9 protein-coding genes are annotated in these 12,736 nt (G+C 62.1%); 7 read left to right on the top strand and 2 right to left on the bottom strand.

Features of this window, described 5'->3' with window-relative positions:
* The first annotated feature begins 598 nt into the window (after window positions 1-598).
* From DVT68_RS09445 to DVT68_RS09415, 7 genes are all read left to right on the top strand, one after another.
* The gene (locus tag DVT68_RS09445) at window positions 599-1,399 is read left to right on the top strand and encodes an ABC transporter permease (protein ID WP_233523415.1); all 801 of its coding nucleotides are present in this window, start codon (window positions 599-601) and stop codon (window positions 1,397-1,399) included.
* Window positions 1,389-2,768: an ABC transporter ATP-binding protein gene (locus DVT68_RS09440; protein ID WP_233523414.1), complete on the top strand. Its 1,380-nt coding sequence runs from the start codon at window positions 1,389-1,391 to the stop codon at window positions 2,766-2,768. Before DVT68_RS09445 ends, DVT68_RS09440 begins: the two co-directional genes overlap by 11 nt.
* Window positions 2,758-4,227, top strand: coding sequence for a class I SAM-dependent methyltransferase (locus DVT68_RS09435; protein ID WP_158543481.1), 1,470 nt, complete (start codon window positions 2,758-2,760; stop codon window positions 4,225-4,227). The genes DVT68_RS09440 and DVT68_RS09435 overlap by 11 nt, the downstream gene beginning before the upstream one ends.
* Window positions 4,228-4,853: 626 nt before the next feature.
* The gene (locus tag DVT68_RS09430) at window positions 4,854-6,578 is read left to right on the top strand and encodes a glycosyltransferase family 2 protein (protein ID WP_233523413.1); all 1,725 of its coding nucleotides are present in this window, start codon (window positions 4,854-4,856) and stop codon (window positions 6,576-6,578) included.
* Window positions 6,557-7,276: a hypothetical protein gene (locus tag DVT68_RS09425; protein WP_114824819.1), complete on the top strand. Its 720-nt coding sequence runs from the start codon at window positions 6,557-6,559 to the stop codon at window positions 7,274-7,276. Before DVT68_RS09430 ends, DVT68_RS09425 begins: the two co-directional genes overlap by 22 nt.
* A complete protein-coding gene (locus DVT68_RS09420) occupies window positions 7,273-8,325 on the top strand; it encodes a GSCFA domain-containing protein (RefSeq protein ID WP_147281695.1) in 1,053 nt (350 codons plus the stop codon). The genes DVT68_RS09425 and DVT68_RS09420 overlap by 4 nt, the downstream gene beginning before the upstream one ends.
* A gap of 3 nt (window positions 8,326-8,328) precedes the next feature.
* A complete protein-coding gene (locus DVT68_RS09415) occupies window positions 8,329-9,363 on the top strand; it encodes a phytanoyl-CoA dioxygenase family protein (protein WP_158543480.1) in 1,035 nt (344 codons plus the stop codon).
* A gap of 4 nt (window positions 9,364-9,367) precedes the next feature.
* Here the strand turns inward: DVT68_RS09415 and DVT68_RS09410 are convergent, their stop codons facing one another.
* A complete protein-coding gene (locus DVT68_RS09410) occupies window positions 9,368-10,261 on the bottom strand; it encodes a class I SAM-dependent methyltransferase (protein ID WP_114824816.1) in 894 nt (297 codons plus the stop codon).
* A complete protein-coding gene (locus DVT68_RS09405; protein ID WP_158543479.1) occupies window positions 10,258-12,630 on the bottom strand; it encodes a CmcI family methyltransferase in 2,373 nt (790 codons plus the stop codon). Before DVT68_RS09405 ends, DVT68_RS09410 begins: the two co-directional genes overlap by 4 nt.
* Window positions 12,631-12,736: the final 106 nt, after the last annotated feature.

The following is a 12,736-nucleotide window of genomic DNA, read 5'->3' as shown; positions in this document are numbered from 1 at the left end:
GCGGCGGGCGTTGGTCGCGGCTTGTCAGGTCGCGGCCAGCCACTGTGCTGACGCGCGAGCAGGTGCCGGTGCAATGCGCCACGTCGGCCCGGTTGCTGCGACGCGAGGCGTTCTATCCCGAATGAACCGCACTGGTGGACAGACAGCCTGTTGCGTTGCAGCGGGCCCGCGATTTATTCCAGTCGGTAGACCTGGCCCCTCGTTTTCACGACATCCGCTTCGTTTACCAGCCACCCCATGGTCGTTGGATCCTTGCGGGATTCGGGGCGGACCTGATGGTTTTGCGGGTGAGCCTGGCTGGTGAACTGGTCGAGGTGCTTCGCGGCAGGCGCGTGGCGCGGATGTGAGGTAATCCCGACCAATTTGTATGTACTTCCCCGTATGGTTTCTGGATACTGAACCCCACTTTCAGCATCACGAATACCTTGCCGATGGCCCTATCGATTTGTGCTAGCGCCCGGAGCCTCCTTCGCGAGAGGGCGGGATGCTGCGCGGGGGTGCGATGCCCTTCTCCGGGCGTGCCCCGGATTGCCCGAGCCCAGGTTGCTGGCGAAGGCGCGCGCACCTTCATGCCCCCGGAGGCCTCCTGAGCATGGACATGGCTCGAACGTCCCCCCTGGGACGGGCCTGGGCACGGCGCGATGTGTTCTGGGAATTGCTCAAGCGCGACATCGCCAGTCGCTACAGCGGATCCTTTCTCGGCCTATTGTGGTCGTTCTTCAATCCTCTGCTGATGCTGGCTGTGTACACGCTGGCGTTCCGGGAGTTTCTCGGCATGCGCTGGCCCAACCTGGCCAGCGGCGCGGATTTCTCGCTGATGATCTTTTCCGGAATGATCGTTCATACGCTGATGGCCGAATGCCTGGTGCGCGGTCCCATGGTGATCGTTTCCCAGAGCAATCTGGTCAAGCGTGTGGTGTTTCCCCTGGCCATCCTGCCGTGCGTGACGGTGGCCTCCTCGCTGTTCAATACCTTGCTGAGCCTCATGGTGCTGCTGGTGTTCGTGTTGATGACCCAGCATGCGCTACATGCGAGCCTGCTCTATTTGCCGATCGTGTTCGCCCCCTATGTGCTGCTGTTGTGTGGCGTCTGCTGGCTGATGGCTTCTCTGGGCGTGTTCATCCGCGATATTGCCCAGGTGGCCGGCGTGATCTCGGCCATCCTGATGTTTCTGAGCCCGGTGTTCTATCCCGCCTCGAGCCTGCATGAGCCATATCGCAGCTGGCTGCATTGGAACCCACTCACCCTGATCATCGAACAGACGCGCGACGTCGTGCTGTTCGGTCAGGCGCCTGACTGGCAGGCGCTGGGCCTGTATGGCCTGGCGTCGATTGTGGTCGTACTGATCGGCTACGGCTGGTTCCAGCGTACGCGGGACGGGTTTGCCGATGTCCTCTGAGCTGGCCGAAGCCATGGCGCCCGTGAGTCCGGCAGCCGACGAGGTGGCAATTGAGGTGCATGGTCTCGGCAAGAGCTACCAGCTCTACGAGAAGCCGGTGCATCGCATGCTGCAAAGCCTGGTCGGACATCGGCATCGCTTCTACCGTGAGTTCTGGGCGTTGCGAGAGGTGGGATTCCAGGTGCGCCGCGGCGAGACCGTGGGGATCGTCGGGCGAAACGGTGCGGGCAAGTCCACCCTGCTGCAGATGATTGCCGGCACGCTCAAGCCCACCGAGGGCACAGTGGCGGTGAGAGGGCGGGTCGCGGCGCTGCTCGAATTGGGCAGCGGCTTCAATCCGGAATTCACCGGGCGCCAGAACGTCTATCTCAATGCCTCGATCCTCGGCCTGAGTCGTGCGGAGATCGACGCGCGCATCGGTGACATCCTCGCCTATGCAGATATTGGCGAGTTCGTAGACCAGCCCGTGCGCAACTATTCCACCGGCATGGTCATGCGCCTGGCCTTTGCGGTGATCGTCCACGTCGACGCTGACGTGCTGATCATCGATGAAGCGCTGGCGGTGGGCGATGCGTTCTTCATGCAGAAATGCATGCGCTATCTGCGCGAGTTCTGCAAGCGCGGCACCATGCTTTTCGTGAGCCACGACGGTGGCGCGGTGACCAGTCTGTGCGACCGGGCGGTATGGCTTGAACACGGCAAAGTGCAGCGTGCCGGCGATGCTCGCACGGTCATGGAGTCGTATCTGCAGGCCGCGCTGATCGAACGGCAAGGTATTGTCGGCGGAAGAGCGCCCAAGGCGCCCTCGCCAACGTCGAATAGCGCTCGACGAGTGGATGCACGGCAGGAACTCATTGACAGGTCGATCTTGCGCAACGATATCCACGTTTTCCCCTTCAACCCATCCGAAGAGGGATTCGGCGAATATCGGGCTCGTGTGACACACGTCCAGCTGTGCAAGCCGGATGGCCAGCCGGTTTCCATCGCTGTCGCGGGCGAGTGCGTCGACCTCGAGATCGAGATGTGTGCGCAGGCCTACATGCACAGTGTCATCGTGGGCTTCTATGTCAAGGACAAGTTTGGCCAGCTGCTGTTCGGGGACAACACTGCGCTGACTACGGAAGAGGGCTTTTCCGTCCGCGCTGACCAGAGGTTCAGGGCGAGATTCCGCTTTGATATGCCCAGGTTGTGTCCAGGAGAATATTTCATTGCGATCGGCGTGGCCGAGGGCAGCCAGGAACAACACGTCATTCAACAATGGCTGCATGAAGCGCTGCGATTCTCAGCGGTAGGTGGCGCAATTGCTTCCGGGTTGGTAGGCATTCCCATGCTTGATGTACGGCTGGAGCTCACGTTGCATGACCAGTGAATTTTATCTGGACGCCCATCCGATCATCCTGATGAAGCCACGCGTGGCTGCGCCCTACAGCTGGGTGGGACATATCCCGTTCGCCTATCTGGCCGTGGATCTACTGAGGCCTTCGAGCGTGGTTGAGCTGGGCACGCATTCGGGTAATTCCTATCTGGCATTCTGCCAGGCGGTGCAGGAGCTTGGGCTCAGCTCCCGGTGCACTGCAGTGGACAGCTGGAAGGGAGACGACCACGCTTCGCATTACGGCGAGGAAGTGCTTGACTCATTGCGCGCCAGGCATGATCCCCTGTATGGCCATTTTTCACGCCTATTGCGCAGGCAATTCGACGATGCCGTTGATGAGTTTGAGGATGGGAGCATCGACCTTCTGCATATCGATGGGCTGCACACTTACGAAGCCGTGCGCCACGATTTCGAGACATGGCGGAGCAAGCTGAGCCGCCGTGCCGTGGTCTTGCTACATGACACGCAGGTCCGCGACAGGGCTTTTGGCGTAGGGCCGTTCTTTGACGAGCTGTCGGCCCAGTTTCGGTCTTTCGACTTCCTGCACAGCAGTGGACTGGGTGTGGTTGTCGTCGGTGATAGGGCGCCCGAAGCGTTCATGGCTTTTATGCGACGCGCGCACGCCGAGCCTTCAATCGTCCGCAGTTTCTTTGAAGCCTTGGCGGGCTCGCTCGTGGATGGAGAGGAGAGACCGGTAGTTGGCGTGCATGTGGAGCGCCAGCCGGTCGTCTGTCGCCTCTATTATCGCAGCCACGGTGAAGCCTACGACGATAGCCGCTCGATTCCAGTCAGACTGGACGGAGCGGATGGCGATATCGACGTTCACTTCCACCTTCCGTCCGACGTGAGGCCAGATTACCTGAGGCTCGATTTTTCGGACTTTCCGGGTGTCTACCGATTGCGCCGCGCAAGCGTGAAGCGTCAGACGGGCGCCCCGCTCGCTTTGGAAGGCTTGGCGAGTCGCGTGGGGATTGTGCACGGAGAGCTTCTGCCCAGTCCCCAAGTAGACGAATTACGCATGGTTGCCTTCGACGGCGACCCGTACCTCGAATTTGAAACAGGGAGCGCCATCGTCTGTCTTGACGGCGAGGGTGCTGTCGAGGTGGCGGTGAGGATTGACTACGAAGTGGTTTTGAGCGATCCGGCCATCCGCTCGTTTCTTGATTGTCGCGCGACATCCTTGTCGGACATGGCTGCCCTGTCGCGTCAACGCACGGATGCGCGTGAAATCACGCAGGGGCAAGCGCACCTTCAAATTGAGTTGAGTGAGATGAGCCGATTGCAAGCGCAGCAATTGGGTGATCTGGGTGATCAGGTGCGGCGACTTGAAACAAGCGTCTTGCAAGCGCAGCAGCTGGGTGATCTGCGTGATCAAGTGCAGCGACTTGAAGCAAGCGTCAGGCGACTGGCGAATCGCAACATCTGGGCGTGGTTTCGACGAGGTGCTGGCTGATGGCCATACGCGGGCTACTGAGATCAAGCCGATGGTTCGGCCACCTACGCGGACTTGTCAGGCGGGTGCTGGGGGGGCGTGTCGATCTGTATCCGTTGCACGACTTGGAACAGGTCGCAAACGACACTTGGCGGTCTACCGGAAATGATCCTTACTTTGCATGTCATAGCCCCTTATTGCCGCTGCGCGCGGGCTGGCACCGAATCTCGGTGGAGATGGAAGTAACTGGGCCTGCTCGACCGATGCCGCGGCTCTACGTGGATCATGGTCTGGGCATGCACGAGGCCTGGTCGATACCTCTACATTTTGTACGTCCTGGACGGCGTCGTCATAGCGGCGTCGTGGTGTTTTCACACGATGTGTGCGGATTGAGGTTCGATCCAGACGAAGGCATCTGCACTTTCCGCCTGCGCAAGCTTTCACTGGCCCCGCTGGCGCGGCCCAGTGCAGCGCTGCGAATGCTCTTCGCGCTCCATCGATACGGCATGGAGGTATCCCATAATCCCAATGGCGTGTGGAGAGAGGCGTGGTCCCACTTGCGTCAGGGGGGGGTAAGCGCTTTCGCTTCGTGGTTGCATGGCTGTTACATGCGACTGGGAGCGCCAACGCCTGCGTACGAGCGATGGTTGGATCTCTATGGTCCTGCAACCAAGGTTGAAACGGACACGTTGCACCCACGACTGATTTCGATACTGGTGCCCACCTACAACACGCCGGACGTATGGCTGCGGCAATGCCTTGACAGCGTGCTGGCCCAGACATATCCGCACTGGGAGCTATGCATCGCCGATGATGCCTCCACTGAGCCGCACGTGCGCCGGATACTGCAGCAATATGTCGACCACGATGCGCGCATACGCATCACCTGGCGTGCATCGAATGGGCATATCTCCGCCGCATCGAACAGCGCGTTGGCGATGGCTCGTGGTGAGTACATCGCCTTGCTCGACCATGACGATGAGCTGCATCCAGAGGCGCTGGCCGTCATGGCCGAGGCTTTTCAGCTCAATCAGCATTGGCGCATGGCCTATTCCGACGAGGACAAGATCGATGCCAAAGGGCAGCGGTACGATCCATACTTCAAGCCGGACTGGAACCCGGATCTCTTCTGCGGGCAGAATTGCATCAACCACTTGAGCGTCTACGAACGTGCATTGGTGAATGCAGTGGGTGGGTTCCGCGAGGGTTTGGAAGGCAGCCAGGATTGGGATCTGGCGCTGCGCTGCATAGAGCGCCTGCATCGTGAGCAGATTGGACACGTGCCCGAGGTTCTCTATCACTGGCGTGCAGTGCAGGGTTCCACGGCACAAGGCGTCGGCCAGAAGAGCTACGCCCATTCCGCCGGGTTGCGCGCCGTGCGCGAGCATCTCGAGCGTATGGCGCGAACCGGTACAGCGGTCACCGAGATCGACGGCAAGCTCGGCATGTTCCGCGTGCGACATCCGTTGCCGAATGTGGTGCCGCTGGTCAGCATCGTCATTCCTACCCGCGACCGCGTGGAACTGCTGCGCCAATGCGTGGATTCCATCCTCGCGCTGACGAGCTACGCCAACTATGAAATCGTCATCGTGGACAACCAGTCCAGCGAGGCCGCGACGCTCGACTATTTGGACGAAGTCGCCACGAATCCGCGGGTTCGCGTGCTTCAGCATGCCGAGCGGTTCAACTATTCGAGGATCAACAATGTAGCGGTCGCCAGCTGCTCTGGCGATCTCGTGTGCCTGATGAACAACGATATCGAGGTGATCACCCCGGACTGGCTGGAAGAGATGGTGAGCCACGCGCTGCGACCTCACGTGGGCGCCGTGGGGGCGATGCTCTATTACCCCAATGGGACCATTCAACATGCTGGCGTGATCACCGGCGTGGGGGGGGCGGCGGCGCATCCCTATTGCGGTATGCCCAAGGGCTATATTGGCCAGATGGGCCGCGCCTGCCTGACCCAGGAGATGAGCGCGGTCACTGCTGCCTGCCTTGTCGTGCGGCGCGACGTTTACCTCGAGGTGGGGGGGTTAGACGAGTCGTTTGCCGTTGCGTTCAACGATGTCGACTTTTGCCTGCGTGTGCGCGAGCGCGGCTACTACAACATTTGGACGCCGTTCTCAGAGCTCATTCATCACGAGTCTGCCACGCGGGGTCCTGAAGACACGCCGGAGAAGCGCGAGCGCTTCGCGCGCGAGGTTGAGCTGTTGAGGCGCCGCTGGGGGCGGCAGCTTGATTACGATCCTGCATACAACCGCAACCTCACGTTGACAGCCGAACCCTTTGCATTGTCCTTTCCGCCACGGCCGCTGCCAGTGGTGCAGGCCGAGACATCGGAGACGCCGCGATGGCTTCCGGCCACAGCTTGAACGGCCTGCTTTGCATCGGCCATAGCCATGTGGCCAGTGTGTCTCGCGCCAGCGTTGAGGCAGGCATAGGGCTTGTAGCGCTCAATTTTTGGGAGATGCCAGGGGCGACGGTCCGGCAGGGTGCGGGATTACGCCTTTCCGATGACTTGGCGCGACGACTTGGCCAGCATCGAGGCCCCGTGTTTTCAATGATCGGCGGCGCCGCCCACGGGGTACTTGGGATGTTGGTGCATCCGCGCAGGTTCGATTTCGTGCTCCCTGATGCACCACATTTGGCGCTCGATGCAGAGGCGGAAGTGCTCCCGGCGACGGCCGTCCGCCGTGTATTGGAGTCGTTGATGGCGGATTTCCTGTCGTTGATGGGCCATGTGCGCGAGGTGTGTCCGGGGTCGCTGGTTCATGTTGAACCGCCTCCGCCGTACGAGGACGCGGAACGCATGCGCCCGGACATCCCCTGGCCTCTGTATCCAGGCATGCTTCACGATATATCGCCGGCACCTTTACGGTACAAGCTGTGGCGGCTGCACTCAAACGTGTTGCGGGATTGGTGCAGGAAGGCCGGCGCTGCATTCCTGCCGTGTCCTACTCAGAGCGCGAATCCCCGTGGCTTCCTGCGCGACCTGTATTACGGCGACGGCGCTCATGCGAATGTGGCGTATGGCGCACTAGTGCTGGCACAGATGAGACAGCTTGCGTGAACCATCCATATCGCGACATCCCAGACGCGCGCCGCTGGAGCCGCGCCATGGCGGAAAGGTCGGTCATGGAGATCGATCCTGTCTCGCCGCCCGCGTTCCGCATCGGACCGCAGACCAGAGTGGTCACCGCCGGCAGCTGCTTCGCGCAACATCTCAGCCGTTACCTGCAGAAATTTGGTTTTGGCTGCTTCGAGACCGAGCCGGCGCACCCCTTGTTGGATGGCGCGCTAGCGACGGCCTTCAACTATGGCGTGTATTCGGCGCGGTACGGGAACATCTATACCTCGCGCCAGTTGTTGCAGCTTTGGCGACGCGCCTGCGGAGTGTTCATGCCCGCCGACGACGTCTGGCAAGGCGAGGATGGTTGGTACGATCCGTTTCGCCCGACAATCCAACCTGGTGGGTTCAGTTCGCTGCGCGAATTCGAGGAAGATCGGCGCCAGCATTTCGCGGCGGTGCGGCGGGCCTTCGGCGAAGCGGACGTGCTGGTCTTTACTCTGGGGCTGACGGAGTGCTGGGCAGCCCGCGAGGACGGCGCCGTCTATCCCCTGTGCCCTGGCGTGGCGGCTGGACGATTCGATGCGGCGAGGCATCAGCTACTGGAACTCGAGGTGGCCGATGTCGTGGCGGATGTCATGACGTTTGTCGAAGAAGTCAGGCGCGTCAATCCGCGTCTCAAGCTTATGCTTACTGTTTCACCGATACCGCTGGCCGCGACCGCGCGCGAGGAGCATGTGCTCACGGCCACAACACATGCGAAGGCCATCTTGCGAGTGGCGGCGCAGCAGCTGACCCGGTTGCAAGGCGTCTACTATTTTCCGGCGTTCGAGATCGTGCAGGTCGGCGGTGCCGCATTTTTTGCGTCCGACCGACGGTCGGTCAACGAGCAGGGCGTGCAGCGGGTCATGTGTCTCTTTCACAAACATATGCTTGAGGTGGCGACTGTCACGTCGCCTGCGCGGGCCCAGGACGATTTCCTGCGGCGAGGGCAGGCCGTCGTCGATACGATGTGCGACGAACAGCGTCTTGACGCAGCGGGATCGGAGTAATCCATGGGAGTTGATGAAGTAGTGAAACCTGCTTTCGCCCACGCTCGATGGCTTATGCAGCAGCATCGTCATGACGATGCCATCGACTTGCTCGTGGCTCAACTGAAGCAGGGTAGCGACGTGCAGCTGGAGCGACTCCTGGCTGAGTGTCGTTACTTGGCCTATGTCCAGCATCCGCCGCAACCAAGTGCAGCCGAAGCAAAGTTTGATGCATGGCCCGATCCGTTTGCCGACTGTGTCGGAGTTCCGGAAATCGCAGCCGACGAATTAGATGCGCGTACGCTAGCCGCGGGGATCCAGCACCACGGTGCGCTTCTGGTGCGTGGATTGCTCGCTGTTTCGCACGCTGAGGCATTGGCCGAAGGCATTCGCCATGCAATTGACGCTTGCGCCGCATGGCGCATGCAGGGTCAAGGCGAATTTCCCTCGCCGTGGTATGCGCGTCTACCCTTGCACGACGGCTGCGATCTTGCCATGGCTCGCGACTGGATCGAGGGCGCCGGGGGCGTCTGGACCGCCGATTCGCCGCGCCTGTTACATGAGGTTACTCGCCTGTTCGAGGAGCGCGGCCTAATTGACGTGATCGCCGGTTACTTTGGCGAACGCCCCATGTTGTCGGTGGGCAAGTCGACTTTGCGCTGCGTGCCTTCCACGCAGTGCGAGGCTGACTGGCACCAGGACGGCGCCTTTATGGGCGAGCACATTCGGAGCGTCAATCTATGGCTGAGCCTCTCGCACTGTGGCAAAGACGCCTCGGGCTTGGAACTGCTGCCCAGGCGCCTGTCGCGCGTGCTGCCGACCGGCACGCATGGTGCGAACTTCAGTTGGTCCGTCGGCCCGGGCATGGTGCAGGAGGCCGCCGAAGGCCTGGCCACCGTGAGTCCACGCTTTGCTCCCGGAGATGCCATGCTGTTTGACCATTTGTTCCTGCATCGCACTGGCGTGCCCGTTGGCATCAGCAAGGACCGCTATGCCATCGAATCGTGGTTCTTCGCGCCGTCAGCGTATCCGGCGCAGCAGGTGCCGCTGCGCCTGTGAGGCATCAGGCTGGTGTGCTCGCGCGTGCGGCCAGCAGTCGCTCCAGTTCCAGAATGCGCTGGCGCTGTAGATCAATGGCTTCGCGCGCGCGCTCCAACGCTGCCGTGCGGCGGGTGAGGCAAGATTCGGTCTGGGTGAGAATGGCGCGCAGGTGCATGCTGTCGGCCTCGATCGCCATGCACGCTTCTTGCAGGCTTTCAGCCGTGAAGAAGCTGTCGATCAGCGCCTGCAGCCTCGGCGTCATACGCGCCGCCGGAACCAGGATGCCCAAGCCGTTGAAGAACGGCAGTTTGCGAAACGTGTAGTCGATGCCCGAGCTTTCGATGTAGTCCTCGTAGGCGGTGAGTACGCCGTTGCGTGGGCCGCCTTCGTGGAGCGCGTTGGCAAGCACGCCGTTCATACCCTGCTCGACCAGTTCGTTCACACCGGGCAGCATGCCCATATACGCGTGGGCGTGCTTCTGGGAGGCATCCAGGTCGTCGGGGTTGTAGTACATGTCGCGTCGCGCGTACGGCCATGCCACGTCGTGACCGAGCACAATCGGCGGGGGCAGATTCTGCTGTTCGGCGCGCGCCTGCAGCAGGGTGAGTTCGCTGTAAACCGTGGCCCAGTTGTGGTCGCCATCGATGAGCGCCAGGTCTGGAGTATCCAGCTGGGGAATCGCCGCCACGCTCTTGAGCGGGTGATAGCGATATTCGGCGGGTCCGAAGTCGGCAAGCACCTGGTGCAGGCTGGCCTGGGGTGCGGGATCAATGATGTCGGCACGCGCACCGGTCTGGCGGCAATACGTGAGGATGTTGCGCGTGTTCCAGCCGCGGTCGGCGCCGATCTCGATGAGTTGGTGCGGCTGCGCGGTGTCGATCAGGGGCTTGAGGTAGCGGTGCCAGAAGCGGTTCATGCGGAGATCTCCCAAGAAGCGAATGCCCCGAGATTAATGTCGTCGAGCGCCGGGTCGCAGCTGGACGCAGTGATCGCGGCGCCAACCTTGCGCAGATAGCCGGAAGGACAGGTGCTGAGCCATTGGCGCTCGCGGCTGGAATCGATCACGAAAGCACGCTCGCCGTCGACGAAGTCCTGCACGGTGCGCAGATGCTGGCGCCGCGAATAACCCAGCCAGGGCTGACCGAACAACGTGCCAAGGCAGACCAGGTAGGAACGGTGAGAGACGAGTGCGCCATAGGCTTGCAACGCCTCCCTGGTGAAATGGCCGGCGGGCTCGGCCGCGAACAGGACGAGCACCGACTCGGCCAACCCTGTCCAGTTGCGCACCGTCGCGAGCACGCCTGGATCATTGGGTGCGCCTTGCAAGGAGGTGACGCCCACGGACGGCGTTGAGGGGTGGGATGACTGGATGCACAGGACGCGTGTGCCTTCGGCGCCAGCAGCCTGAAGCACGTTCGCAACGAACCGCACCAATCCGCTCTTCGCCCCCACCGCGATCACGGCGTCAGGGCGCACTTCATGAATGATTTCTTGCAGGCTGCTCATATCCGCGGGAGCCACGCCCACGGGCTGCCCGAGCCAGCTGACTTCGTGGTGCAGACCTGCCTCGCCGTAAACCGATTGCAGGTAGGCTTGGGCGCCATCGTCGAAATGCACCGCCAACTGGGCGCGCCGAACCTTTTCAGTGACCTCCAGCCGCATCGGCAGCAGCACGCGCTGACGCACCCCAATGGCACACTCCGAAGGTACATGGCCCCGGAACTGGAGTTGCGAGCGATGGATGCAGTTGAATTCCTCGCCGCGCAGCGTTCGGTAAGCGCGGGCGTAGCTGCGCACGCGCACATCCTTTGCGTCGTCGTCCACATTGGTGGTGGTGCCGCCGTGGTACTGGTGGAAGCTCGCTTCGCCGATCAGCGACACCAGCGGGCCCTCGGCCATCTCGCTGGCACGGCGGCACAAGTCCAGGTTGGCGAAGCCCCCGCCGCCCTCGTCGAACGCTTCGTCAATGCCTCCAAGGTTGTCGTACAGTGCCGTGGGCAACATCAGGCAGTTGCTCTCGGCTAGGTTGTCGAACCATGGTTCCGGGTTTTCGCCGATCGGCGCACCGATGCGGAACAGTTCGTAGCCGTTGCTAGGCCAGCGGATGCGGTCGAACAGACGGTCTTCCTGCTCGCGGCTGTAGCCGGACATGGCCAGCCAACGCTGATCGCCGCCGATGAACCAATGACGCACGGCGACCACGGCGCCGACATGCTCGCGCCAGGCCTGCCGCGCTTCGCGGAAGACGCCCGGCGTCAGCAAATGCGCTCCGTCGATCATCACGGCGAGATAGCGCCCCCTGGCCTGCAGCGCCGCCTCGTTGATGGCGCCGCACGGTGAGGGATGCAGGCGGGAAGGGCGTATCAGGCGAAATTCTGGACCGAAGCTGGAAATCCACTCCGGGTCCAGTGGTGGCTGCGAGCCGTTGTCGATGCACAGCACCTCGTAGTCGAGGTCGTCGATATCGGTCTGATAGCGTCGGCTAAGCGAGGTGAGCGTGCGTGCAGCCTCGCGTGGCATGTTGTAGAAGTTGACGATCACCGAAAGCGTGATCGCCCCGCCGCCTGCGCCACGCTTGAGTGGATTGGGGTTGCGACGGGCCTTGGCGCTGGCTGGCATATTCGCTGTCGCTACCCTGACGCGGATGGGCCCCGGCAGCGGCGAGCTGTCGTCGTCGAGCACGCGAAGCTCCAGCATATGCAGTTGGCCGTCACCCAGCGCTTCCGGCAACGGCAGGTCGAATCCGCAGCTGCCATCGCCATCGCGCAATCCGGCAAGATCCACCCGCCACTGACTGGCCTCGAAGCGCATCCATTCGCGCTCGCCCTCCAGCAGCCGCAACGTCACCGGATGCGTCGTTGCGTCAAGCCAATGCGCCCATCCGCGAATGCGGGAGGGACCGCAGGCGTCGAGCGATCCGCGCAGCCGATCCGTGCCCAGCGGCACGGGCAACACGTCGGGCATGTCGTTGGTTTGAATGGAACCTTGACGGGGCACCACGGTCACCGGGCTACCAGGCAACTCGTGCTTGCCACCACGCGTGCCGACCACAACGGTAAGAGAGGCGCCGCCGTCTGGCATGGGTGGCAACGGGATCAAGAACGCACAGTGGCCACCACGCTTGCCCGCTGCGGCCAGGTCGCTTCGGAATTCGCTCGCCTCTACTTCCGCCAATACTTCGTTGCCGTCCTGGATGGCGACACGCGCCACGGCATCCGGACTGCCCGGAAACCAGGCCCAGCCACGCAGGTTGCCATCGACCAGGCCATCAACCACTCCTTCCACAGCTTCTCCGTCAGTCGCGGAGCGGATGCGGTCACGGCGCCATCGAATCATCGAGTCATCTCTTGGGAACGGCCAGGACGGCGGTGCCGTCAGAGGAGCAAAGATC

It is taken from the genome of Dyella solisilvae, from assembly GCF_003351225.1.
GTDB classification, from domain to species: domain Bacteria; phylum Pseudomonadota; class Gammaproteobacteria; order Xanthomonadales; family Rhodanobacteraceae; genus Dyella; species Dyella solisilvae.
The sequence above is the reverse complement of the archived record's forward strand: the minus strand, read 5'-3'. Positions and strand labels throughout refer to the sequence as shown.